25 protein-coding genes are annotated in these 23,571 nt (G+C 73.5%); 8 read left to right on the forward strand and 17 right to left on the reverse strand.

What is annotated here, in order from left to right; translation table 11 throughout:
- Nucleotides 1-162 precede the first annotated feature (162 nt).
- Complete coding sequence (locus ACWEVP_RS49155; protein ID WP_452069507.1) at nt 163-651, forward strand: glycosyltransferase; 489 nt, start codon at nt 163-165, stop codon at nt 649-651.
- Nucleotides 652-706: 55 nt separating this feature from the next.
- Here the strand turns inward: ACWEVP_RS49155 and ACWEVP_RS49160 are convergent, their stop codons facing one another.
- From ACWEVP_RS49160 to ACWEVP_RS49190, 7 genes are all read right to left on the reverse strand, one after another.
- Nucleotides 707-1,192, reverse strand: coding sequence for an N-acetyltransferase family protein (locus ACWEVP_RS49160; protein WP_452069508.1), 486 nt, complete (start codon nt 1,190-1,192; stop codon nt 707-709).
- Nucleotides 1,189-1,926, reverse strand: a complete 738-nt coding sequence (locus ACWEVP_RS49165; protein ID WP_452069509.1) for an SIR2 family NAD-dependent protein deacylase — start codon at nt 1,924-1,926, stop codon at nt 1,189-1,191. Before ACWEVP_RS49165 ends, ACWEVP_RS49160 begins: the two co-directional genes overlap by 4 nt.
- Before the next feature lie 218 nt (nt 1,927-2,144).
- Nucleotides 2,145-2,339, reverse strand: coding sequence for a ferredoxin (locus ACWEVP_RS49170; protein ID WP_452069510.1), 195 nt, complete (start codon nt 2,337-2,339; stop codon nt 2,145-2,147).
- The gene (locus tag ACWEVP_RS49175; protein WP_452069511.1) at nt 2,336-3,466 is read right to left on the reverse strand and encodes an NADH-ubiquinone oxidoreductase-F iron-sulfur binding region domain-containing protein; all 1,131 of its coding nucleotides are present in this window, start codon (nt 3,464-3,466) and stop codon (nt 2,336-2,338) included. Before ACWEVP_RS49175 ends, ACWEVP_RS49170 begins: the two co-directional genes overlap by 4 nt.
- On the reverse strand, nt 3,463-4,020 hold the full coding sequence (locus ACWEVP_RS49180) for a ferric reductase-like transmembrane domain-containing protein (protein WP_452069546.1): 558 nt from the start codon (nt 4,018-4,020) through the stop codon (nt 3,463-3,465). The genes ACWEVP_RS49175 and ACWEVP_RS49180 overlap by 4 nt, the downstream gene beginning before the upstream one ends.
- Nucleotides 4,020-4,964 carry an FAD:protein FMN transferase gene (locus ACWEVP_RS49185; protein ID WP_452069512.1) on the reverse strand — a complete coding sequence of 315 codons (945 nt, stop codon included), beginning with the start codon at nt 4,962-4,964 and terminating at the stop codon, nt 4,020-4,022. The genes ACWEVP_RS49180 and ACWEVP_RS49185 overlap by 1 nt, the downstream gene beginning before the upstream one ends.
- Entirely contained in the window at nt 4,961-5,218 is a 258-nt protein-coding gene (locus tag ACWEVP_RS49190; protein WP_452069513.1) for a hypothetical protein, read from the reverse strand. The genes ACWEVP_RS49185 and ACWEVP_RS49190 overlap by 4 nt, the downstream gene beginning before the upstream one ends.
- Nucleotides 5,219-5,454: 236 nt before the next feature.
- On the opposite strand from ACWEVP_RS49190, the gene ACWEVP_RS49195 reads away from it, so the two are divergent.
- From ACWEVP_RS49195 to ACWEVP_RS49205, 3 genes are read left to right on the forward strand one after another with little or no spacing between them, the layout of a single operon-like run.
- Nucleotides 5,455-6,327: an alkaline phosphatase family protein gene (locus ACWEVP_RS49195; RefSeq protein ID WP_452069514.1), complete on the forward strand. Its 873-nt coding sequence runs from the start codon at nt 5,455-5,457 to the stop codon at nt 6,325-6,327.
- Between the two features lie 4 nt (nt 6,328-6,331).
- Nucleotides 6,332-7,576 (forward strand): MFS transporter, encoded by a 1,245-nt coding sequence (locus ACWEVP_RS49200; RefSeq protein WP_452069515.1) that lies wholly within the window; start codon nt 6,332-6,334, stop codon nt 7,574-7,576.
- The gene (locus tag ACWEVP_RS49205; RefSeq protein WP_452069516.1) at nt 7,573-8,568 is read left to right on the forward strand and encodes a hypothetical protein; all 996 of its coding nucleotides are present in this window, start codon (nt 7,573-7,575) and stop codon (nt 8,566-8,568) included. Before ACWEVP_RS49200 ends, ACWEVP_RS49205 begins: the two co-directional genes overlap by 4 nt.
- On the opposite strand, the gene ACWEVP_RS49210 is transcribed toward ACWEVP_RS49205, so the two are convergent.
- Together ACWEVP_RS49210 and ACWEVP_RS49215 are read right to left on the reverse strand one after the other, a co-directional pair.
- Entirely contained in the window at nt 8,543-9,127 is a 585-nt protein-coding gene (locus tag ACWEVP_RS49210; RefSeq protein ID WP_452069517.1) for a dihydrofolate reductase family protein, read from the reverse strand. The two genes, ACWEVP_RS49205 and ACWEVP_RS49210, sit on opposite strands and share 26 nt — an antisense overlap.
- Nucleotides 9,128-9,197: 70 nt before the next feature.
- Nucleotides 9,198-9,665: a hypothetical protein gene (locus tag ACWEVP_RS49215; protein ID WP_452069518.1), complete on the reverse strand. Its 468-nt coding sequence runs from the start codon at nt 9,663-9,665 to the stop codon at nt 9,198-9,200.
- Nucleotides 9,666-9,911: 246 nt separating this feature from the next.
- On the opposite strand from ACWEVP_RS49215, the gene ACWEVP_RS49220 reads away from it, so the two are divergent.
- Entirely contained in the window at nt 9,912-10,862 is a 951-nt protein-coding gene (locus ACWEVP_RS49220; RefSeq protein ID WP_452069519.1) for a glycoside hydrolase family 6 protein, read from the forward strand.
- Nucleotides 10,863-10,871: 9 nt separating this feature from the next.
- Here the strand turns inward: ACWEVP_RS49220 and ACWEVP_RS49225 are convergent, their stop codons facing one another.
- Nucleotides 10,872-12,200 (reverse strand): 3-hydroxybutyrate oligomer hydrolase family protein, encoded by a 1,329-nt coding sequence (locus ACWEVP_RS49225; RefSeq protein WP_452069547.1) that lies wholly within the window; start codon nt 12,198-12,200, stop codon nt 10,872-10,874.
- Nucleotides 12,201-12,389: 189 nt separating this feature from the next.
- Between ACWEVP_RS49225 and ACWEVP_RS49230 the strand changes: the two genes are divergently transcribed.
- Entirely contained in the window at nt 12,390-13,595 is a 1,206-nt protein-coding gene (locus tag ACWEVP_RS49230; RefSeq protein ID WP_452069520.1) for an extracellular catalytic domain type 1 short-chain-length polyhydroxyalkanoate depolymerase, read from the forward strand.
- Here the strand turns inward: ACWEVP_RS49230 and ACWEVP_RS49235 are convergent.
- The 3 genes from ACWEVP_RS49235 to ACWEVP_RS49245 all read right to left on the reverse strand — a co-directional run bounded on the left by ACWEVP_RS49235 (nt 13,592) and on the right by ACWEVP_RS49245 (nt 16,456).
- Entirely contained in the window at nt 13,592-15,670 is a 2,079-nt protein-coding gene (locus ACWEVP_RS49235; protein WP_452069521.1) for a TOMM precursor leader peptide-binding protein, read from the reverse strand. The genes ACWEVP_RS49230 and ACWEVP_RS49235 overlap by 4 nt on opposite strands.
- Nucleotides 15,667-15,846, reverse strand: a complete 180-nt coding sequence (locus tag ACWEVP_RS49240) for a hypothetical protein (RefSeq protein ID WP_452069522.1) — start codon at nt 15,844-15,846, stop codon at nt 15,667-15,669. Before ACWEVP_RS49240 ends, ACWEVP_RS49235 begins: the two co-directional genes overlap by 4 nt.
- Before the next feature lie 73 nt (nt 15,847-15,919).
- A complete protein-coding gene (locus tag ACWEVP_RS49245) occupies nt 15,920-16,456 on the reverse strand; it encodes a TetR/AcrR family transcriptional regulator (protein ID WP_452069523.1) in 537 nt (178 codons plus the stop codon).
- Between the two features lie 49 nt (nt 16,457-16,505).
- Between ACWEVP_RS49245 and ACWEVP_RS49250 the strand changes: the two genes are divergently transcribed.
- Nucleotides 16,506-17,399: an NADP-dependent oxidoreductase gene (locus ACWEVP_RS49250; RefSeq protein WP_452069524.1), complete on the forward strand. Its 894-nt coding sequence runs from the start codon at nt 16,506-16,508 to the stop codon at nt 17,397-17,399.
- On the opposite strand, the gene ACWEVP_RS49255 is transcribed toward ACWEVP_RS49250, so the two are convergent.
- The gene (locus tag ACWEVP_RS49255; RefSeq protein ID WP_452069525.1) at nt 17,389-18,399 is read right to left on the reverse strand and encodes a LacI family DNA-binding transcriptional regulator; all 1,011 of its coding nucleotides are present in this window, start codon (nt 18,397-18,399) and stop codon (nt 17,389-17,391) included. The genes ACWEVP_RS49250 and ACWEVP_RS49255 overlap by 11 nt on opposite strands.
- A gap of 30 nt (nt 18,400-18,429) precedes the next feature.
- On the opposite strand from ACWEVP_RS49255, the gene ACWEVP_RS49260 reads away from it, so the two are divergent.
- The gene (locus ACWEVP_RS49260) at nt 18,430-19,578 is read left to right on the forward strand and encodes an MFS transporter (RefSeq protein WP_452069526.1); all 1,149 of its coding nucleotides are present in this window, start codon (nt 18,430-18,432) and stop codon (nt 19,576-19,578) included.
- Here ACWEVP_RS49260 and ACWEVP_RS49265 read toward each other — a convergent pair.
- The 3 genes from ACWEVP_RS49265 to ACWEVP_RS49275 are packed head-to-tail and all read right to left on the reverse strand — an operon-like array spanning nt 19,567 to nt 23,540.
- Complete coding sequence (locus tag ACWEVP_RS49265; protein ID WP_452069527.1) at nt 19,567-21,435, reverse strand: helix-turn-helix domain-containing protein; 1,869 nt, start codon at nt 21,433-21,435, stop codon at nt 19,567-19,569. The genes ACWEVP_RS49260 and ACWEVP_RS49265 overlap by 12 nt on opposite strands.
- A gap of 1 nt (nt 21,436) precedes the next feature.
- Nucleotides 21,437-22,765 carry an MFS transporter gene (locus ACWEVP_RS49270; protein ID WP_452069528.1) on the reverse strand — a complete coding sequence of 443 codons (1,329 nt, stop codon included), beginning with the start codon at nt 22,763-22,765 and terminating at the stop codon, nt 21,437-21,439.
- Between the two features lie 25 nt (nt 22,766-22,790).
- A complete protein-coding gene (locus ACWEVP_RS49275; protein WP_452069529.1) occupies nt 22,791-23,540 on the reverse strand; it encodes a 3-hydroxybutyrate dehydrogenase in 750 nt (249 codons plus the stop codon).
- Between the last annotated feature and the right edge of the window lie 31 nt (nt 23,541-23,571).

Raw genomic sequence — 23,571 nt, forward strand, 5'->3', positions numbered from 1 at the left:
GTGGGGGGGGGGGGGGGCGGGGGCGGGCCGCCCCCGCGGGGGGGGGGCGGGCCCCCCTGTCTGGACGATCCGCGGATCGTCCAGACGGGGGCCTGGACCTGGCCGGACGAGCGGCCGCTCCCGGACGAGCTGCTGGAGTTCCTCGACGCGGGCGAGCCACCGGTGTACTTCGGGTTCGGCAGCATGCGCGCGCCGGGCGAGGTCGCCGAGGCCGCGCTCGCCGCGGCGCGGGCGCACGGCCGCCGGGCGGTCGTCGCCCGCGGGTGGGCGGACCTCGTCGCCGCCGACGCGCCCGACTGCCTCGGCATCGGCGAGATCAACCAGCAGGCGCTGTTCGAGCGGGTGGCTGCGGTCGTCCACCATGGCGGCGCGGGCACGACGACGATGGCCGCCCGCGCGGGCGCGCCCCAGGTGGTGGTACCGCAGATGTACGACCAGCACTACCACGCGGACCGGATCCGCACGCTCGCCCTCGGCGCGGCGACCGCCCCGGGCGTGCCGACGGCTTCCGCGCTGACTTCGGCCCTCGAAGTGGCGTTGCGGCCCGAGGTGGCTTCGCGGGCGAAGGCGTTCTCGGGCCGGGTGCGCGGGGACGGCGCGAGTGTCGCGGCCCGCCACCTGCTGGCGACGGTGCCGCTCGCGTCCGCCTGAGTGTTCGGTCTCCCGGGGTGCCGTCCGCCGCGGCCCCGGGAGACCGCGACGGTCGTCAGCGCAAGTCCAGCCACAGGATGCGCAGGCCGACGTCGCCGCGCTCCGGATGGCGGAACGCGCCCGGCGCCGTGCCCAGCGTGACGAACCCCAGGCTTTCGTACAGCCGGATCGCCGGGGTGTTCACTTCGACGACCGCGTTGAACTGGACGGCCGCGAACCCGCTCCGCCGCGCCCACGCGACCAGGTCCGTGGCGAGCGCGCGGCCGACCCCCGTGCCGCGCGCCTCCTTCGCCACCATCAAACTGCCGGACGCGACGTGGCTGCCGGGCCCTGGCCGGTTGGCGTACATGTTCGCCGTGCCCGTCACCCGCTCCCCCTCGACGGCGACCACCACCCGGGCCGGCGGCCGCAGCAGCCACGTCCGCCGGGCCTCGGGTTCGGTCATCGCGGGGTCGTAGGCGAACGTCCGCTGCTCGGTGACGACGTCGTGGACGATCGGCCAGATGCCCGGCCAGTCGCCGTCGCGGGCTTCGCGGATCACGCGCGGACCGCCGCGCAGAGTTCGGGGACCACCGTTTCGATGTCGTCGCGCAGCACGAAGTCGGCGTCCTCGTCGTACGGCGTGGGCTGCCGGTTGACGATCACGAGCGTCGCCCTCGCCCCCGTGGCGACCGCGCACAGCGACGCGGCCGGCTCCACCTGCAGCGAACTGCCGACGGCCAGGAACACCTCGCTCGCGGCGGCGACGTTCCGCGCGCGGCCGAGGACTTCGCCGTCCAGCCTCTGTCCGAAGAGGACGACGTCGGGCTGCAGGATGCCACCGCACCGCGGGCACCGCAGGTCTTCCTCGCGGCGCTCCAGCACCTCGGTGGTCGGGACCCGGGCCGCGCAGGCGGTGCAGCGCGTGGTGTGCATGGTTCCGTGCAGTTCCAGGACCTTCCGCGCGGCGAGGCCGGCTTTCTGGTGCAGGCCGTCGACGTTCTGGGTGAGCACCCGCACGGCAGTACCGCCGCCATCCAGATCGGCGAGGGCGCGGTGGGCGGCGTTCGGCTCGGCGCGCCAGGCCGCGTGACCGCGGTAGCCGCGCCAGAATTCCCCGCGGACCCCGGCGTCGGCCATGAAGTTCTCGACGGTGAAGGCGTTGGCGGCACCCGGCGAGCGCGTCCAGACGCCGTCCGGGCCACGGTAGTCGGGGATGCCGGACGCGGTGGAGATCCCGGCCCCGGTGAGCACGCCGACGAGCCGGGCACCACGGATCCGGTCGATGAGCTTCATACCCGGAGGTTAACGACCGGCGGGCCGCCCGGACGACCGGTTTTCCCGCCGCGATGTCACACCGGGGCCGCCCGGAACCGTGGGCCGCCCACGAACGGCGGTGCCGGTCGTCGACGCCGCGCTGAAGTCGACCGGCATCGCGCCGCTCGTCGCCGCGGAACTGCTGCGCCGCAACGCGCACACCGTCTGAACCCGTGCCGGTCGCTGCTCTCGCAGGCTCAGTCCTTCCGCAGCCGCAGCGCCAGCGCCGGGCACGCCGCCGCCGCTCGGCGGGCCTCCGCCAGCAGCGCCTGGGGTACCGGCCCGGACGCGACGATCGGGTAACCCCACTCGTCGAGGCGGACGGCCTCCGGCAGCAGGTCCGCGCACAACCCGTGCGCCCGGCACCCGATCGGGTCCACTGTCACCCTCATGCGACACGCTCCAGGGTCCGGCACCGGCCACCGGCCGTGTGCGCGACGACGTCCGCCTCGAACACCCGCAGCGCGCTGGCCGCGAGGCGGGCCGCGCCGTCCGGGTGCGCGCACGCCCCGCGGCCGCTCAGCAACGGCAGCCGGCGGGCCAGCCGGTCCGTGGCGGGACCGCCGCGCAGCAGCTCGGCGAAGTCCGCCGCGATCGCGGGAAGGCCGAACATGCACGGCCCGCACTGCCGGGCCGACTCCGCCGCCAGGAACGCCAGCACCTTCGCCGTGTACTCGAGCCCGCACACCCGGGCCGGAAGCGCGTACACCGCCGCGATGCCCGAAAGCCCGGACCGGAAGTCCGAAGTCCACGTCCCGCCGTAGCCGCCGGACAGCACCGCCCGCACCGGCTCGGTCTCACCGCCCGCCGCCGCCAGCACCGCGGCCGGCGACGCCCCCGCCGCCACCTCCACGACCCCCGGCCGCCGGACCGCGCCGGTCACCGTGACCAGCTCGGACCGCGCCGCGCGGTAGTGCCGCGGGCCCTGGAGGACCACCAAAGCCAGCTGCGCCAACGTATCGACGTTGTCCACGAGCGTCGGCCGGCCGCGCACGCCGCGTTCGCCGGGCCGCGGCGACTTGCCCAGCGGCCGTGCGTCCCCCGACGTCAGGTGGTGGACGAGCGCGGTCTCCTCGCTGGCGACATACCGGCGCGGGACCTCCTCGACGCGCACGGGCACGCGGTCGTCGCGTTCGGCGAGCGCCGCCAGGACGCTCGGCCGCACGGGGCTCCCCGCGTGCACGCAGAGCACGGCTTCCACGGCGCCGATGGCGTGCGCGGCCAGCTGCACGCCGTCGAGCACGAGGTGCGGCGACAACGTGAGCAGCGCGGCGTCCTTGTGGCTGAGCGGGTCGCCTTCGCACCCGTTCGCGACGACGATCGAACGCGGTTTCCGGGCCGAACGCAGCTTTACGGCGGTCGGGAAGCCCGCGCCGCCGCGGCCACGCAGGTCCGCCGCGGCGACCGCCTCGATCAGCCGGTCGCGGCCGTCTTCGCCGTGGTAGGCGACCCAGGGCAGGACGCCGTGGCGGCGCCGGTGGCCGGCCAGGTCGAGGCGGTGGGGCGGGAGGATGGTCATCGGGTGCCTCCGAGCGGCGAGAGCTTGCGGGTCGCGGTGTCGGCGTCCTGACGGGTGGCGCGGTAGGCGACGGCGCCGAGCACGGCCAGCACGCACAGCACGTCGAGGGCGACGATCCAGCCGTACGCGGCGTCGTCCTCGGCCATGCCGAAGCCGTGCACCAGCGCGACGGGCCAGCAGAGGTAGGCCAGCCAGTGCACGGCGCGCCAGGCCCGCGCCGGGATGCGCGTGCGCAGCAGGCTGGTGACGACGATCGCGAGCAGCAGATCGATCGCGACGGCACCGAGCCCGACCCACAGCGGCCGGTAGGCCGAGCCGAACGGCACGAGCACGTCGAGCCAGCCCAGCGGCACGTAGCCGTCGAGGATCGCCGTCGCGATGTGCGCGACGAGGAACGCGACGCTGGTGAGCGCGACGTTGCGGTGCACGGCGGCGACGGTGAAGCGGGGCCACGCCCGCGTCGCGAACCGGCCGGCGCCGAGTGCCCCGAGGACGACGACAGTGGTGAAGAGGACGAGCGAGACGAGACCGGTCGCGCGGCTGAAGTACCACATCACGCGGCTTCCCTTTCGCGGGGCCAGCCGGGCGTCGTGACGACGTCGCCGCCGGCGCCGACGAGCCGCGCGGGCAGCCGTCGCCGCGCGAGCCAGCCGGGCGCGTCCTCGCCGAGGACGACGGCGGCGGTGCTCGCCGTGTTGGCGTCCACAGTGGACTTGGCGGCGACGGAGACGGTACGCCACCGGGGTTCGGCGGCGTCCCCGGTGCGCGGGTCGACGATGTGGTGCACCGTCCGGTCGCCGTGGCGCCACCGCCGCCGGGTGGTGCCGGAGCTGGCGAGGGCGCCGTCGCGGTGCAGGGCGACGGTGGTGTCGGGCCGGACGACGGCTTCGGCGTGGTCGTCGCCGAGCGCGATCTGCCAGCCGCCGTCGGGTTCCGGGCCGGCGGTGCGCAGGTCACCGCCGAGGTTGACGAGCACCCCGCAGCCGAGCGAGGTGTGGATCCGCCGGGCCGCCCGGTCGGCGGCGAGGGCTTTCGCGGTGGCGCCGAGGTCGAGCTGAACTCCCCGCGGCAGGACGACGAGCCGCCGCGCGGGATCGAAGAGCACGCGGTGCCAGCCGGGCGCGGGAACCGGCTCCGCTCCAGCAGGTCGTGCGCGGGAACCCGGTTTCCCGCTCACGACCGAGGCGAAGTCGCGGTCGTAACCCAGGGCGCGGACCGCCGCCCCGACCGTCGGGTCCACCAGGCCGTCCGTCAACCGGGCCGCCCGCAGGGCCGCGTCCAGCGCCGCCGCCAGGAGTGCCCCGACCCGGACCTGACGCCCCGGCGTCTCGTGCAGCCGGGAAATGTCCGAATCCTCCCGGAACCGGCTGCACGCCAGGTCGATCGCGGCCAGTTCCGCCTCCAGCAGATCCACGGCCGGACCGAGCAGGGCGGGGTCGGTGACCACCACCTCCGCCGTCGTGCCCAGTGCCGGGAACGCCCGCGCCGCCGTCGTCACGACGCACCCGAGCCCGTGTGCGCGCTGCCCAACCCCGGGCTCAGCCCGCTGTCCGAAGACTGCAGCTGGTCCTGGGAACCGGTCGAGGTGGAGGTGCTGGTCGAAGTGTCGTCCGAAGCGGAGGCCGTCGAGAGGCCGAAGCCGATCGCGCCCGCCGCGGCGGCGCCCAGCACCGCCACCGTGGCCGTGACCAGTGCGGCCTTGCGCCGGCCGTGCTCGCGGCGGGCCGCGCCGCCGGTCGTGTAGGGGTCCATGGCATCGAGTCTCGGCACCGTTCCTTTGAACGGGCTGGGAGCGACCTGTCAACTCCCTGACTCTCCACAGTGGACACCTACCAAAGGAGGTTGACACCGGTGAACGGTTAACCCAGTCTTTCCCTTGTCCGCCGGAGGTTCCCTGGAGTTCACGAACCGGACCACGACACGGCACGCACCGGCCCTCCGGCGTCGGCATCATGAGGCGCCCGCACCCACCACACGCTGGAGGACCCATGATCCGCAAGCGGATCTTCGCCGTGTTCGCCGCCGCCGCACTCGTCACGGCCGGCGCGGTCACGACCTCGGTCGTCACCCGGACGGCGGAGCCGGCCGTGCAGCCCGCGGCGGCCACCGTGCCGGTGTTCGACCACATCGTCCTCGTGATGTTCGAGAACAAGAAGTACTCCTCGATCAACGGCAGTTCCAGCGCCCCCTACTTCAACACCCTCGCTTCGCAGAGCGCGAAGTTCACCAGCTCCTTCGCGATCACCCACCCGAGCCAGCCCAACTACGTCGCCCTCTTCTCCGGCGCGACGCAGGGCATCACCGACGACAGCTGCCCCGCCGACCTCGGCGCGAAGGCCAACCTCGGCCAGCAGCTGATCGGCGCTGGCAAGACCTTCAAGGGCTACTCCGAGGCCATGCCTTCGGACGGCTACACCGGCTGCTCCAGCGGCACCTACCGGCGCAAGCACAACAGCTGGGTCGACTTCTCGAACGTCCCGGCCGCGAGCAACGTCCGCTACTCGAGCTTCCCGTCCGACTTCACCCAGCTGCCCACCGTTTCGTTCGTCACGCCCGACATGTGCAACGACATGCACGACTGCTCCATCGGCACCGGCGACACCTGGCTGAAGAACCACCTCGACGCCTACGCCCAGTGGGCCAAGACGCACAACAGCCTGCTGATCACCACCTTCGACGAGGACAGCGGCACGTCGGTCAACCAGATCTTCACCAGCTTCACCGGCGCGCACGTCAAGGTCGGCAGCTACAGCGAATCGATCAACCACTACACCGTGCTGCGCACGATCGAGGCGTCCTACGGCCTGCCGGGCATCGGCGGCGCCGCGAGCAAGTCGCCGATCCTCGACGTCTGGCAGTAGCCGCGTGTACCTCGCCACCATCGGCCGCCGAGAGCACACCACCAAAGGCAAGCTCTCGGCGGTCGGCGCGAACGTCTTCGCGCTCGGCGCCGTCAGCCTGGTCACCGACGTCTCCTCCGAGATGGTCACCGCGGTCCTCCCGGTCTACCTCGTGCTCGGGCTGCACCTGAGCCCCGCCGCGTACGGCCTGGTCGACGGCCTCTACACCGGCGCGACGGCGCTCCTGCGGATCGTCGGCGGGTACGTCGCCGACCGAGTCCGCCGCCGCAAGGTCGTCGCCGGCGCCGGCTACGCGCTGTCGGCGGTGATGAAGCTCGGCCTGCTGGCCGTCGGGTCGTCGGCGGCCGCGATCGGCGCGGTGATCACGCTCGATCGCACCGGCAAGGGCCTCCGGACCGCGCCGCGCGACGCGCTGATCACCCTGTCGGCGCCGGAACCGCTGCTCGGGCGCGCCTTCGGTGTGCACCGGGCGATGGACAGCCTGGGCGCGTTCGCCGGGCCGCTGGTCGCGCTCGCCGTGCTGGCCGCGGTCGGCGCGACGAACCCCGAGGCGTTCGACGCCGTGTTCGTCGTCAGCTTCTGCGTCGCCGCGATCGGCGTCCTGCTGCTGGTGCTGTTCGTCCGCGACCACCGGACGCCGAAAGCCGCGGCGAACCCGGTGTCCCCGCGGGCGGCGGCCGCCTTGCTGCGCGGCAGCGGCGTGCGGCGCCTGCTCGTGGCGGCCTGCGTGCTCGGGCTGGCGACCGTCGGCGACGGGTTCGTCTACCTCCTGCTGCAGCACAAGGAGGACATCGCGACCGGCTGGTTCCCGCTGCTCGCGGTGGGTACCAACCTCGGCTACCTGCTGCTGGCCGCGCCGCTGGGCGCGCTGGCCGACCGGGTCGGGCGGCTCCCGGTGGTGCTCGGCGGCTACGGCGCGCTCGCGCTCGTCTACCTGCTGCTGGCCGGTCCGGTGTCCGGCTGGCCGCTGTTCGTCCTGTCGCTGGCGTTGTACGGCGCGTTCTACGCGGCGACCGACGGCGTCCTGATGGCACTGGCCGGCCCGCTCCTGCCGGAGTCGTTGCGCACCACAGGGATTTCCCTGGTGCAGACGGCGCAAGCGCTCGCGTACTTCGCCTCGTCCGTCCTTTTCGGACTGGCGTGGCAGTTCTGGGGACCGGGGCTCGCGATCGGCTTCGCCGCCGGCGCGGCCGTGCTCGCGATCGCCGTGACGTTCGTGGTCCTCTCCCCGCGGAAGGCGGCCGCGTGAAGACCCGGATCCTCATCGCGATCGCCGGCGTGGTCGTGCTGGCCGGGGCGGCGGTCGCGTACGTCGGGTTCGCGAGCGCACGGGGCCACGACGTCACCGCGACCGGTGCGGTGAGCCTCTCCCCCGGCCCGAGGCTGCTCTTCCGCAGCACCGCCGACGCCGACCGCGGCCACGTCGCCACGGTGTCGGCCACCGAGCCGGGCGGCGCGCGGACGGTGTCGCCGCTGTCCTGCAGCCGGGTCTACGCCGCCGGCGGCACCGGGCTCTGCCTGCGTCCGGACGGCGACCTGACCACCTACCAGCTGGTCGTGCTCGACGCCGGGCTGACCTCGAAGCGCGAGATCCCGCTGGTCGGGCTGCCGAACCGGGCGCGGGTGTCGGCGAGCGGCCGGATGCTCGCGTGGACGGTGTTCGTCACCGGCGACTCCTACAACGGCGGCATGTTCTCCACCCGCGCGGGCATCCTCGACACGGCGACCGGCGACCTCGCCGGCACCCTCGAGGACTACGCCGTGACGCTCGACGGCAAGCCGTACCAGGCGGCGGACCTGAACTTCTGGGGCGTCACGTTCACCCGCGACGACCGCCACTTCTACGCGACGATGTCGACGGCCGGACGCCGCTACCTCGTCGAGGGCGACTTCGCCGCGCACACGGTCCGGACGTTGCGCGAGAACGTCGAATGCCCGTCGCTGTCACCGGACCAGACGCGCGTGGCGTTCAAGTCCGCTGTGGACGGTGACCCGGCGCGCGGGTGGCGGCTGTCGGTGCTCGACCTGGCGGCGGCGAAGGTGACGCCGCTGGCCGAGACCCGCAGCGTCGACGACCAGCCGGCGTGGCTCGACGACCACACGATCGGCTACAGCGTCCCCCGCGGGCCGGGCCACGCGGACGTCTGGTCGGTCCCGGCCGACGGCTCGGGCGCCCCGCGGCTGCTGATCCCGGAGGCCGAGTCCCCGGCGGCGCTCAGCGACGCCGGTAGTGGGCGATGAGCACACCTTTCGTGGTCGTGACGCTGCGGGTGAGCGTGAACTCGGTGAGCGGCGCCGGTCCGTCGAAGAGACGGCGGCCTTCGCCGAGGGTCAGCGGGCAGATCAGCAGCGTGTAGCGGTCGACGAGGCCGGCGGCGTGCAGGCTGCGCACGAGCGACGCGCTGCCGACGACGGAGAGGTCCCGGCCTGGCTCGGCCTTCAACCCGGCGACTGTCTTCTCGGCGTCGCCGGGCAGGAGGATCGAGTTCTGCCAGGCGCCGGCGTCGGCGAGGGTGGTCGAGGCGACGTACTTGGTGACGGCGTTCAGGTGCGTGGTGAAGGGGTTGCCGTCGTCGCGGTGCGCCCAGGCGGTGACGAAGTCTTCCCAGGTCCGGCGCCCGAAGAGCATGTCACCGGGTCGGTTCATGCCTTCGGCCATCTCCCGGGCCATGACGTCGTCCTGGTACCGGGTGCCCCAGCCGCCGTGGGCGAAGCCGCCGCGGGTGTCCTCGTCGGGCCGGCCGAGGCCTTGCACGACGCCGTCGAGGGTGACGTTCATGGTGACGTGGATCGAGCGCATCCCGGTGTCCTTCCGTTCGGGGAGCTGGTCACCTCCTGTACGAACGGCGGACCCGGGGATCGACAGCGGGTCAGTCCATTTTGCGCAGACCGTCGAGGATGCGCTGCATCAGCTCGGTGTCCGGGGCGGCGAACGCCAGCCGGGGCACGAGGAAGCGGCCCGACGGCGGCCGTGGTGGCGGGAGCGTGCGCGGCACCCGCCACGGCAGCCGGTCCGGGGACGAGTCGCGGCCCGTCTGCTCCGGGATCGGCAGGGTCGGCAGCGCGATCGTGCCCGCCTCGGCCAGCCGCACCGCCGCCTGCTCGAAGCGGAGGCGGGCCTGGATGCCGGCCACCGTCCAGTCCGGCTCGGTGTCGGCACCGGGGTCCGTCCGGCGGGGACGGCGTTCGAGCGCGTACGCCCAGGCGGCCGCGGCGAGCGCCGGCAGCAGCAGGCCGGCGACGATGGCGAAACCGGGCAGGTCCGCGGCCATCAGGAGGCCCCGGCGACGGGTAGCAGCATGGCGTTCACTTCCGGACTTGCGGTTCTTCCGAAGCATGGCCGACACCTGGATATTCGACGTGAACGAATGTTTTCGCGGACCCCGGAGCCCCATCATGAACGAGGGGCAACGCTCCCGCAAGCGGCCGAACGGGGTGCCCCGTCCGGGCGGTGAAACAGCAGGTCAAGGCCGGTTTTCGGGTAGCCGGAACGAGCCCCTCACCTGGTAGTACGGCCCGCGGCGGGATCCGGTTCACTTTCCTTTTTGTACGTTCCCTGTACACCGCCTCGGCACACTCGCCGAATGCGCACAACGACCCTCCTCGTGGCCGCCGCGCTGGCGCTCGCCGGGCTCGCTTCCCCGGCCGTCGCCGCCGACGGCACCCCGCTCGAGAAGACGAACGGCTTCTACGTCGACCCGGACTCCAACCCGGCGGTCTGGGTCCGCGACCACCCCGGCGACAGCCTGGCCGGCCCGATCCGGACGGCGATCGCGACCAAGCCCGGCGCCCGCTGGTTCGGCACCTGGAGCGGCGACATCCGCGCGTCCGTCGACCGGTACACCTACGCCGCCGACCTCGCCGACAAGCTGCCGGTGCTGGTCGCCTACAACATCCCCGGCCGTGACTGCGGTGGCGACTCGACCGGCGGCGCGGGCAGTCCGCAGGCCTACCGCGACTGGATCTCCGCGTTCGCCGACGGCATCGGCGGCAAGCCGGCCGTCGTGATCATCGAGCCGGACGCGCTCGCCCAGCTCGACTGCCTGCCCGGCGACGCCCGCCAGACCCGCCTGGACCTGCTGGACTACGCGGCGGCGCAGTTCGCGCAGAAGGCGCCGAACACGTGGGCGTACCTGGACGGCGGCAACGCGACCTGGATCCCGGCGGCGACGATGGCCGCCCGCCTGCGGTCGGCGGGTGTGCAGTCCATCCACGGGTTCGTGCTGAACGTGTCCAATTTCTCCACGACAGCCGACTCGACGACGTACGGCAAGGCGGTCGACGCGGCCCTGGGTTACGCGGCACCGTTCGTGGTGGACACCAGCCGCAACGGCAACGGCCACGGCACGGACAGCGAGTGGTGCAACCCGCCGGTGCGCAAGCTGGGCACCCCGTCCCAGCTGGGCGGCGGCCCGGAGATGCAGCTGTGGATCAAGGTCCCGGGCGATTCCGACGGCAGCTGCGGCTACGGAACGGGCATCCCGGCAGGCACGTTCAGCCCGGCCCTGGCCACCCACCTGATCACCGGCGACTGACCCGAGGGCTCAGGTCAACGAGCAGGTGCGGGCCAGGTCGGCGGGGGTCGCGCCGGACGGGACGGGGATCGTGGCCGACGCCGGTGGGCGCACCCCGCGCAGCCAGCCGCCCAGTGCGTCGAACGCCGTGCGGAAGCACGGGCCCAGCGGCCGCAGGCGGTCCGGGTAAGCGTCGACCAGCCCGTCGACGTGGTTGCCGCCCTCCACCCGGTAGTAGCGGTGCAACGCCCCGCGCCCCGCCGCCGTGATCATGCGGTCGTAGACGTCGGAGTCCCGCGTGATCGGCAGCAGGGTGTCGAGCGTGCCGTGCAGGGTGAGCAGCGGCTTGCCGATCCGCCCGGTCAGCGAGATCCGCTCCACCGCCCGGGTCACCGACGCGGGCCGGGACGCATACGAGTAGTCCGCGTCACAAGACGGCGTTCCCGAGGCACAGAAAGGAATGCCCGCCGAAAGCGAGCCGTCGAACGACGGGTCTACCTCTTCCCGGTAGATCCGCTGGGTCAGGTCCCAGTAGACGCGGTAGTGGTAGTCCCACAGGAACTCCGAGCCCGGCGCGAATCCCGCGTCCAAAATGGACTGGTGCGCCGAAGCCGATCCCGCCGCGTAAGCCGGGTACGCGCGCAGAGCGGGCGGCAGGAACGTCAGCAGATTCGGTCCATCGGCACGCCACAGCGTCCCCTCCCAGTCGACGCCCCCGTCGTAGAGCCACGGCCGGTTCTCCAGCTGCCACCGCACGAGGTAGCCGCCGTTGGACAGCCCCGCCGCCAGCGTGCGCGTGACCGGACGGCGGTAGTGCGCGACCGCGGCCGCGCGGGCCGCCAGCGTCAGCTGCGTGACGCGCGTGTTCCACTCGGCCAGCGCGTCGCCCGGCCGGACGCCGTCGTCGTAGAAGGCCGCGCCGGTGTTGCCCTTGTCGGTCGCGGCGAACGCGTAGCCCTCGGCCAGCGCCTGGTCGCCGATGGCGCGGTCGTTCGCGTACTGGCGCCGGACGCCCGGCGAGCCGGAGACGACCAGGCCGCCGTTCCATCGGGACGGCAGCCGCAGCACGAACTGCGCGTCGTGGTTCCAGCCGTTGTTCGCGTTCGTCGTCGACGTGTCCGGGAAGTACCCGTCGACCTGGACGCCGGGGACGCTGCCGTACGTCGGCAGCCCGGCCGACGTCAGCCCGGCCCAGTCGGCCTGGACCGTGTGCCCGGACACGACCGTCCCGGTCGTGGTCAGGTCGTCCAAGCAGACGGAGACGGACTTTTCGGCGCCGGGCACGGTGACCCGGCAGTCCCCGGCCGAAGCCGACGCCGAAGCGGGCAGCCCCGCCGCGAGCGCCCCCGCCAGAACCACAACCAGCCATCTGCGCACGGTCCACCTCCGGTCTCGATGAAAGAGAACCCAAGCGCGTGCGCCCGGCGAGAGCCACCCCGGCGGTCACCATGAATCGCCGCCGGGATGTGGTGGCAGGACACATGGTCCGGACCGCGAGACCGACCTAGCGTCGCTGGAAACCCTCTCAACGACGAGAAGGACTTCCCCATGCGCAAGCTCGCCTTCGCCGGACTCGCCGCGATCACCGCCGCCGTGCTCACCACCGTCGGGGTGGCGAGCGCCGATCCACCGCCGTCGTCCCTGGTCCAGGTCTCGAACTTCGGCGCCAACCCCGGCGCCCTCGCGATGTACACCTACACGCCGTCCGGGCTCGAAACCGGCCGGCCGGTGGTCGTCGCCCTGCACGGCTGCACGCAGGGCGCGTCGGACTACTACGCCCATTCCGGCTGGCCCGAGCTGGCCGACAAGTGGCGCTTCGAGGTCGTGTTCCCCCAGCAGTCGACGTCGAACAACTCGCTCAAGTGCTTCAACTGGTTCTCCACCGCCGACGACACCCGGGGCAACGGCGAGGCCGCCTCCGTCAAGGCCATGGTGGACAAGGCGATCGCCGACCACGGCTCGGACCGCTCGCGGGTGTACGTCACCGGCCTGTCGGCGGGCGGCGGCATGACGGCGGACCTGCTCGCGGCCTACCCGGACGTCTTCGCCGGCGGCGGCATCGACGCCGGGCTGCCCGCGCAGTGCGCCACGAGCGTCACCGAGGCGACGAACTGCCAGCAGAACAACCAGAACCTGACGCCGGCGCAGTGGGCTTCGAAGGCCAAAGCCCAGTACCCCGGCTACGGCGGCCCGTGGCCGCGCGTCGCGATCTGGCAGGGCACCGGCGACTACACGGTCTACCCGGTCAACGGCACCGAGCTGCGTGACCAGTGGACGGCGGTGCACGGCGTCTCCCAGACCCCGACGAGCACCCAGTCCCTGCCGGGAAGCACGACGCTGACGAACTACGCCGACAAGGTCCAGCTGTACTCGATCGCCGGGATGGGCCACGGCACCGCCGTCGACCCGGGCACCGGCGCGACGCAGTGCGGCAGCACCGGCGCGTACTTCCTCGCGGGCATCTGCTCCAGTTACTACACGGGCGTGTTCTGGGGCCTGGACAAGGCTTCCGGCGGCACCACGACGACTCCGCCGGCGACGACCACCACGACGTCGACGTCCACCCAGCCGTCGGGCACCTGCGTGAACGCGAGCAACTACGCCCACACGCAGGCGGGCCGCGCGCACCAGATCTCCGGCCAGGTCTACGCGAACGGCTCCGACCAGGCCATGGGCCTGTGGAACACGTTCACCACGCACGCCCTGCGCGAGACGTCCCCGGGGTACTGGGTCCTCGCCGACGGGCAGTGCTAGAGGAAGATCGGGAAGGGGTTGAGGTCGTCGTAGCCACGCGGCTCGGTCAGCCGGCCGAGCCGCACCGGCACGTCGTAGAGCCGGCCGGGCGCGAACCGCGCCCACAACCCGCGCATCCCCGGCACGATCACCTTGACCACGGGCAGGCCGATGTCCGGACGCGTCTGGTCGAGCACGAACACCTCGAGCCCGGCACGCTCCAATTTCGCCCGCACCGGAAGGACATCCGTCGGCGCACCGGCCGCGGACGGCGCCGGGAGCAGGTAGGGCTGGTCGGCCACCGACGCCTCACGCAGCCAGCGCGCCGCGTCCGGGTCGTCCCCGAACCGGCCGTCGAGGACCGCGGGCATCAGCTGGTTCAGCTCCGTCAACGCGCGCCGCAGCGCGACCGCCGGGTCCGGGTGCGCGCCGAAGCCCAGCATGATCTCTTCGGGCGGTTCGGTGCGCCGGGACACCGCGGCCACCACCGGCACACCGAGGTCGGACGTCACGTCCAGCGCCCACACCTCGCGGCCCAGCCCGGCGTACACCTCGCGCAGCTCGACGGTCCACGGGTCGCCGGGCAGCTCGACGCCCGGCTGCCGGGTGCGGTTGTACCACCAGAGCGCGACGGCGTCGCGCTCCACGACCTCCAGCATTCCGCGCGCCACCGCGTCTTCGAGGGTGCTGCCCGCCGCGCTGCCGTTCGAATCGGCCACTACGGACGCCGGCCCGGGTGCACCGAAGTACAGCAGGGCGGTCGGGAACAGCCGGTGCTCGCCGCGCGTGAGCGACCACACCGGCGTCCAGTCCAGTTCGGCGTCCTCGTCGAAGGGCTCGCCGACGAACTGGAACGGGCCGTGCCGCGCGTTCCCGCGCACCCGGTCCGCGACTTGCCGCGGGTGGAAGAGCTGGCAAGTGTCGGGGTGCACCGCCTGGTCGCCCAGTGAGCGGAAGCCGGCGCGCACGCGTTCCTCGTCGCCGTCGTACCGGGCGCTGTGCCGTTCGAGCGCTTCGCACAACGCACTGACTTCGGCCTGTAGCGGCGTAACGCCCTTGCCGCCGTTCTCCGCGCGCAGCGCCGTCTCCAGCCGGTCCGCGCCCCGCAGCCCCCGCACGACGTTCGGCCCGGACCGGACGGAGTTGAAGAAGGCCGGCCCGTCCCGCCTCAGCTCCTTGACCACGCCGGTCAGCGGGCTGACCAGGTGGCGATACGTCTCGAGCACCTGTTCCGGCGGCGCCGCGCGGCGCCCGCCGAGCACCACGGGGCGGCGGGTCCGCTCGCGGACCAGTTCCGGGTTCCCGCAGGACGCGCACTGCGGGCGGACGCGCACCTCGTGCCGTTCCCCGGTCAGGTCCCGGCTGTCGAACGTCCACAATGCACGCTGGCCGGGGTACCGCTGCCCGGCCAGCCACTTGACCGCTTCCAGCGCCACGAGGCCGACCGCGACGGCCGACAGCGCCGGGAGCGTGACCTCGGGGCGCGGGACCGGGCCCGGCAAGCCCAGCGCGTCCCGCACGTGGGCTTCAGCCGCCCGGTTGCCCCACAGCCGCGTCGCGAGGCAGTGCCAGCAGGGACCGGTGCCGGGGGTGAAGAACGGGCCGATCCACACCCGCGCACCGATGGTCCTGGCGAGCAGCCACGGCCGTCCGGTCGCGCGGTGCTCGGCGTCCACTTCGGACAGTGCCGGGTCGAGGTAGTCGCCGCACAGCACCACGGTCAGGTCGGCGTCGCGGTCGACGACCGTCAGCCCGGCCGCGCGGAAAGCCTCGGGCCCCACGCCCACGAGCGCGACGGTGCCGGACTTCGGCTCGACACCGACCGCGTCCCAGTAGGCCGTGCCGGGCGTCCGCAGGCCGATCAGCTGCTCCTCGGCGAGCCGCGCCAGCACCCCGGTGGCTTCCTCGGCGGGGACGTCCTCGGGCAGGTCGCGGCGGAGGGCGGCGAGGTCCCGGGTGCCGTCGAGCAACGGGACCAGCGCTTCGACGTGGGGCCCGCGCACCGCCGTGGTGCCGTCTTCGGACAGCACGTAGACCGCGTCGCCGGGCACCACCGCGGTGGTGAGGTGCCGCTTGAACCCGACCAGGCCGGTCACCCGGTGGCCGTGCCCCGTTCCGGACCGTCGGTCAGGCAGGGGCTGACCGAGCCCCACACCGACAGCAGCTGGGTCCCGGCCGTCGCAAGGCCGTCGAGCGGGACCACCGTCAGCCCCGGCACCTCGGCCGGCCCGGTCCCGAACGCCGCCGCGAGCGCGCTTTCGAACTCGTTCACGAGTCCTCCTTGGTCGGTGCGTCCGGCCATCCTCACCCGGTCGGCCGGGTACCACCAGGTCCGGACGGGCGAATCAGTTCAGCAGCCCGGTCAGCAGCACCGAAGTCAGCCGCCGCGCCGACTCGCCCGTCCGCGCCGACGTCAACGCCGTCAGCGCGAGCCGGACGTCCTCGATCGTCACCCGGGGTCGCAGGACGCCGTCGGCGCGGGCCCGCTCGACCAGCCGCGCGAACGCTTCGGCGTGCGCGCGGCGCCGGTCGGCGAACTTCGGGCCGCTCAGCACTTCGGCGAGTCCCGGCTCCTCGGCCCGCCACTCGCCGAAGCGGTGGAACGTGCGGGTCAGCGCGCGGCGGCTGTCGGGGTCGGCCATCGCGGCGCGCAGCTGCCGTTCGCACCGGTCCACCTGGCCGTCGAGCACGGCGGCGAGGAGGTCGGCGCGGGACGGGAAGTGCCGGTGGACGGTCGCCGGCGCCAGGCCCGCGCGCCGCGCGATCTCCCGCACCGGCAGGTCCGGGCCGTGGCGCGCGAAGGCCGTGTGCGCGACCGCGACGAGGTGACGGCGGTTGTGTTCGGCGTCCGCCCGGCGTTTCCGAGTCAGTTCGTCGGCCACGGTTCTCACTTCCCGTTCGACGCGGCTGATCTTTCCTAGCCTAGGCGCCGTGTTCGCAACCCGGTTCGAGCGGTTCGGCCCGCCGGAAGTCCTGTCGGCAGGCGAGGTTCCGGAGCCGCACGCCGGTCCCGGCGAGGTCCGGATCCGCGTGCGGACGGCCGGGGTGTCCCAGGTCGACCTGGCGATCCGCGCGGGGAAGTCGCGGTCGCCGATCGCTCTGCCGCACGTCCCCGGCGTCGACGCGGCGGGTGTCGTCGACGAAGCGGGCCCGGGAGCCGAGGTCGGCGACGAGGTGTTCGGCGCGGTCGACGTCGCCCGGCTCGGCGGCGCAACCGCCGAGTTCGCCGTCCTCGCGTTCTGGGCCCCCAAACCGCCGTCGATGCCGTGGGAGCAGGCCGGCGCGGCGGCCTCCGGCATCGAGACGGCCACCCGCGCACTCGACCTCCTCGACGTCCGCGACGGCATGACCCTGCTGGTCGACGGCGCGTCCGGCGGCGTCGGCAGCCTCGTGGTGGGGCTGGCCCTCGCGCGGGGTGCGCGGGTGCTCGGGACGGCCCGCGACCTCGAGTTCGTCGAAAGCCTGGGCGCGACGCCGGTTCCGTACGGACCCGGCTTGCCCGCCCGGGTGCCCGGCCGGGTCGACGCGGCCCTCGACGTCGCGGGGAAGGGCTCGCTGCCGGAGCTGGTCGAGCTGACCGGGACGCCGTCGTCGGTCGTCACGCTCGCCGACTTCACCGGCCCGTCCCACGGCGTCCGCGTGTCGACCGGGGTGCTGGGTGGCGAGCCGGACGGGCGCCACGGCCTCGTCCAGGCGGGAAAGCTCTTCGCGGAGGGCCGGTTCCGCGTGCCGGTCGAGGCGGTCTTCACCGACGCGGCCGCCGCGCACGCCGCCGCCGAACGCGGGCCACGGCGGGGAAAGCTCGTGGTGAAGGTCAGCGGGTAGACGTCCGGACCGTCGTCGCCCACTCCGCGGGCCGGTCGGCCACCCGCGAGCCGAGCGCGATCAGGGCACAGTCCCGGCCCTGGTCGAACAGCGACTGCGCGACGGTCGTGAGCCCGGCGCGCCCGGCGTCCGGGTCGTCGTCCCACCCGGCGACCGCGAGGTCCTCCGGCACCCGCAGGCCGCGGCGGCGCGCAGCGTCGAGGACGGCGAAAGCGAGCTGGTCGCTCATGGCGATCACCGCGTCGGGCTCGGTGTCGAGGAGCGCCTCGGCCTGCTTCGCGGCTTCGTCACGGTCGTTGCGCGCGACGACCGCCACCGGCAAGCCGTTCGGGTCGCCGAGGTGGTCGTAGACGCCTTGGAGCCGCTCCCGCGTGACGGGGAACGCGATGGTTTCCGGGGCCGGCGCGGTTTCCAGCCGGGGACGGCGATCGCGGTCGAAGGGGAAGCTGAGCACGGCCGGCCGGCGCGCACCGGCGAAGGTGCGGGCGGCGAGTTCCCGCGCGGACGCCCGGTTGTCGATGGTCACCACCCGCGCGCCGGCGAACGCGGGGCCGCCGTGGATCGCGACCGGCTTGCCGAGCCCGCTCACCACGTCGAGCACGGGATCGTCGTCGACGGTCGTCCACACGATGTAGCCGTCGACCGACGCCGACCGGACGCGTTCGGCGTCGTCCCCGGCGCCGGTCGTCGGGATCAGATTGAGACCGCTGCCGCGCTCGCGGCACACCTCGGCGACGCCGGAGAGGAACCGGCGGGCCTGCGGGTCTTCGAAGGCGTAGGCGAGGTGCTCGCCGAGCACGACGCCGATGGCGCCGTTGTGCCGGCGGCGCAGCGACCGCGCGGTGGGGTCCGGCCCGCGGTAGCCCAGCTCGGCGGCGACCTCGCGGACGCGGCGCAGCGTTTCGGGCGCGACCCGGTCGGGCTGGTTGTAGCAGTACGACACGGTCATCGCCGAGACCCCGCACCGGCGCGCGACGTCGGCCATCGTCGGTCTGGACATGGGGCCACCCTAGCTGTGTATCGTTAAACAATGCTCGTCGAACCCCGGACGAGGCTGGCACTGGGCGCGCTCGGCGCCGCCTGCTTCGTGTCCGTGACCTCGGAGAACCTGCCCGTCGCGCTCCTGCCGCAGCTCGCGTCCGGGCTGGGGGTGAGCGATTCGGCGATCGGGCTGCTGATGACCGGGTACGCACTGGTCGTGGCGGTCTCGGTGGTGCCGCTGGTCGCGCTGACGTCCCGCTGGGACCGCCGGACGACGGCGCTGGTCACGCTCGGGATGATCGTGGTGTCCAACGTGGTCCTGGCGGTCGCGCCGGACTACGGCGTCGCGATCGCGGCCCGGCTGGTGGCGGCCGCGGGCCACGGCGTGTTCTGGTCGGTCGTCGCCTCGATGGCCGCGCGGCTGCTCGGGCCCGGCCGGGGCGGCCGCGCGACGGCGGTGGTGTTCGCGGGCAACTCCCTGGCGTTCCTGTTCGGGCTGTCGGCGAGCTCGTGGCTCGGCGCGACCCTCGGCTGGCGGCTCGCGGTCCTGGCGGTGGCGGCGGTCGCGGCGGTGACGGCGCTGGTCATCCGGGTGACGGTCGCCCCGATGCTCGCCGTCGCCCCCGCTTCCGGCTCCCGGATCACCGTCGACCGCGCGCAGTTCCCGGTCAACGTGACGACGCTGCTGGTGGTGACCGGGCACTTCGCGGCGTTCACCTACATCACGGCGATCATCGCGCGGTACGTCCACCTCACCGGTCCGGCGACTTCGGCTCTGCTCTTCGCGCACGGAGTGGCGGGCCTGCTCGGCCTGGTGCTGATCGGCCGCCACATCGACCACCACCCGCGCGCGACGGCGCTGGTCACGACGGCCGGGCTCGCGATCTGCATGCTGGGCCTGCTGGTGTCCTCGGGACCGGTGGTCGCGGGGACGGCGATCGTGGCCTGGGCGGGTCCGGCGGCGGGGATCGGCGTGGTCCTGCAGGCGGCGGTCCTGCGGGTGGCGAAGGACCGGCCGGACCTGGCTTCGGCGGTGTACATCGTGGCGTTCCAGATCGGCATCGCGGCGGGCGCGGCACTGGGCGGGCTGGGGCTGGACCACGGGATGGTGCCGGCGGCGGTCCTCATCGCGGCGGCGGGCGGCCTGACATCGGCGATCGTCGTGTGGCGGTCGAAGGCGTTCGCCTCAGCCACCTAGGCGGTGCACCCGCAGGGCCAGCTGGATCTCCAGGGCCCGGTCCGGCGCCTGCCAGTCCTCCCCCAGCAGCGACGCCACCCGCTCCAGCCGTTGCACCACCGTGTTCACGTGGACGTGCAGCACGTCCTTCGTCCGTGCCAGCTGCGATCCGCTCGCGAAGTACGCCCGCAGCGTCGCCACCAGTTCGGTCCCCCGCCGCGCGTCGTAATCGAGCACGGGCCCCAGCGTCTGCCGGACGAACCCGTCCAGGTCCGCGTGGTCGCCCAGCAGCTGCCCGAGAAACCCGAGCCCCGCCATCGCCGCGCCTTCGCCGGTGCGGCCCAGTGCCAGCAACGCCCGGACGCAGCGCGCCGCCTCTCCGTGCGCCGCGGCGATCGCCGACGGGCCGCTCGCCGGGCCCGCCGCCCCCACCGTCACCGGGCGGCCGGTCGCCGCGCCGAGGTCGGCCGCCACGCGGCGGGCCAGCTCGTCCGGGTCACCCGCGCCCAGCAGGACGACCTCCTCCGCGTGCACGCCGACCAGCGTCGCGTGCCGGGCGGCCGCGCTCGCCAGCCGCCGTCGCGAGCCGCCGTCCGCGTGCGCGACCAGGACCGCGTGCGGCGCCGACAGGTCGATCCCCAGCCGGCGGCCCCGCGCGAGCAGCGCCCGCGGGTTGCGGTCGGGCGCGGTGAGCAGGTCGGTCAGCAGCTCGCCGCGGACCTCGTCCTCGGCCCGGACCACCGACCGCCGCAGCATGAGCAGCAACGCCGTCACGACGCCGGCGCGTTCGAACAGCCGCCGATCCGGGTCGCTCAACCCGTCGGGTCCGGTCAGCACCAGGCTGCCGAGCAGTTCGGGACCGGCCTGCACGCCACACACCCACGCGTCCTTTGTGGACACCGCCCGTCCGGCCGCCCGGGCCGCCGCGAGCGCGTCCGGGTCGAGGGGCGCCGGGGAAGCCGAGCTGGCCAGGAGCGTGCCGTCGGCGTCGTACACCGTGAGGTCGCCGTGCAGCACGCCGGCGACCGCCGCGGCGACGTCGGGCAGGTCACCGCCGCGCAGCACCAGGTCGGTCAACCGGTCGTGGGCGTCCTGGGCGCGTTCCATCGCCTCGGTGTGCGCACGGATGGTCGCGTTGGCCTCGTTGAGCTCCGCGACGGCCCGGCGCGTCTGGTCGAGCAGGTTCGCGCTGTCCAGGGCGATCGCCGCGTGGTCGGCCAGCGACGACAGCAGCGCCACCTCGTCGGGGCTGAACTCCCGCGTCGCGCGGTCGGACGCGAACAGCACGCCCAGCACCTTCGGCCCGATGGCCAGCGGGACGCCGAGGATCGCGGTCAGGCCCTCGTCCTTGACGCCGGAGTCGATGTGCCGGGTGTGCTTGAACCGGTCGTCGTTGAAGTAGTCGGCCGTCGCGTACGGCCGCGCGGTCTGCGCGACCAGCCCGCCGAGACCCTCCCCCATGCCGAGCACGATCTGCTGGAACTCCGCTGACACGGACCCGTCGCTGACCCGCACGTACGTCTTGTTCTCGGCTTCGCGGTTCAGCGACAGGTAGGACACGTCGACGTTCAGCAGCGCCCGCGCCCGCCGGACGATCGACCGCAGCACGGTGTCCGGATCGGACAGTGCGGCGAGCTCGCTCGCGGTGTCGAACAGCGCGCCGAGCTGGGCCTCGCGGCGCCGGTGCTCGGCGAGCGTCTCGCGGATCCGCAGCGCCAGCTCCCCCGCGCTGGCGAGCGCGGCCAGGTCGGCCGCGCCGAGTGTGCCTTCGGCGCGGGCGGCCACGACGACGTGCGCCAGCTGCTCGCTGCTCGCCCCGGAGGCGAGCAGGTCGAGCAGCCGGCGCAGCGCGTCGGAAGGTGCGGTCACGGCCGTCATGCTAGGGCGAAACGGCCGCCGTCTCCGCCTGGACGTCGTCGTCGTGCAGAGATTCGCCGCGCGTCTCGCGGGCCGAGAGCAGCGCGATCACCGTGAGGACGCACATCGCGGCGACGTACAGCGACACCGGCACGGTGCTGCCCCACGCGGAGAACAGCGCGACGGCGATCAGCGGAGCGACGGCGCCCGCGGCGATCGACGACAGCTGCCCGCCCACCGAGAGGCCGGTGTAGCGCACCCGCGTCGGGAACTGCTCGGCGAAGAACGCGGCCTGCGGGCCGTACATCGCGCCGTGCAGCACCAGCCCGACGGTCGCGGCCAGCACGATCACCGCCGACGACTTCGTGTCCAGCAGCGCGAAGAACGCGAAGCCCCACAACGCCATCCCGATCGCGCCGAACAGGTAGACCGGCCGGCGGCCGACGCGGTCGGACAGCGCGCCCCACAGCGGGATCGTCACGAAGTGCACGGCCGAGCCGATGAGCACCGCGGTCAGGCCGACGCCCTTCGGCAGGTGCAGCCCGGTCGTGACGTACACGAGGATGAACGCGGTCAGCACGTAGTACGAGACGTTTTCCGCCATCCGCGCGCCGATCGTGATCAGCACCTGGCGCCAGCTGTCGCGGAAGACCTCGACGACCGGCACGTGCTTCTCGGCGCGGCTCTCGGCCTGCTTCTGCGCGGCCAGGAACACCGGCGACTCCGCGACGGCCAGCCGGATCCACAGCCCGATCAGCAGCAGCACGCCGGAGAGCAGGAACGGGACCCGCCAGCCCCACGACAGGAACGTCGCGTCGGACTGGGTGGCCGAAAGGATCGCCAGGACGGCGGTGGCCAGGAGGTTGCCGCCGGGCGCGCCGCACTGCGGCCAGCTCGCCCAGAAGCCGCGGCGGCGGTCGTCGCCGTGCTCGGAGACGATCAGGACGGCCCCGCCCCACTCACCACCCAGCGCGAAGCCCTGGACGAGCCGGAGCAGCGTGAGGAGCAGAGGGGCGGCGACGCCGGCGCTCGCGTACGTCGGCAGGACGCCCATCAGGCACGTCGACCCGCCCATCAGCACCAGGCTGACGATCAGGAGCTTCTTGCGGCCGAGCCGGTCGCCGTAGTGGCCGAAGACGAGGCCGCCGATCGGGCGGGCCAGGAACCCGACGGCGTAGGTCAGGAAGGCCAGCAGCGTGCCGGTGAGGGGGTTCGCCGTCGGGAAGAACAGCTTGTTGAAGACGAGGGCGGCGGCCGAGGTGTAGAGGAAGAAGTCGTACCACTCGATGGTGGTGCCGATCAGGCTCGCGCCGACGATCTTGGCGATCGCCGACCGGTGGGGTTGGCTCACTGCGGGCTCCACTTCCTTGTGGGTTTCAGGCGGCTGTCCAGCCACCGTCGAGCGGGATGGACGCCCCGGTGACGTGGCCGGCGTGCGGCGAGCACAGCCACGTCACCAGGGAAGCGACGTCGTCGGTTTCGATGAGCTTCTTGATGGCGGCGCGTTTGAGGAGCACTTCGGAGACGACGTCCTCGCGCGGGATGTCGTGCTCGGCGGCCTGCGCGTCGATCTGGTTGTCGACCAGCGGGGTGCGAACGTAGCCGGGGTTCACGCAGTTGCTGGTGACCCCGTGCGCGGCGCCTTCGAGGGCGGCGACCTTCGAGAGGCCTTCGAGCCCGTGCTTGGCGGCGACGTAGGCGGCTTTGTAGGGCGAGGCCCGCAGCCCGTGGACGCTCGACATGTTGACGATCCGGCCCCAGCCCCGCGCGTACATCGCGGGAAGGACGTGCCGGATCAGCAGGAAGGGCGCGGTGACCATGAGGGACTGGATGCGCGTGAAGACGTCGGGCGGGAAGTCTTCGAGCGGAGCGACGTGCTGGATCCCGGCGTTGTTGACGAGGATGTCGGCTTCGGCGGGGAGGCCGTCGATCGTGGTGGGATCGGTGAGGTCGGCGGCGTGCGCCCAGCCCCCGACCTCGGTGGCGGCGGCTTCGGCGCGGTCGGAGTCCAAGTCGACGACGTGCACCTTGGCCCCGGCCGCGGCGAGAGCCCGGACGCAGGCCAGGCCGATGCCCGAGGCCCCGCCGGTGACGAGGGCGGTGCGCCCGTCCAGATCGCTGGTCATGGACGGGAACGGTAAGCGTGACCCCGGTCGC

It is taken from the genome of Amycolatopsis sp. NPDC003865, assembly GCF_053605345.1.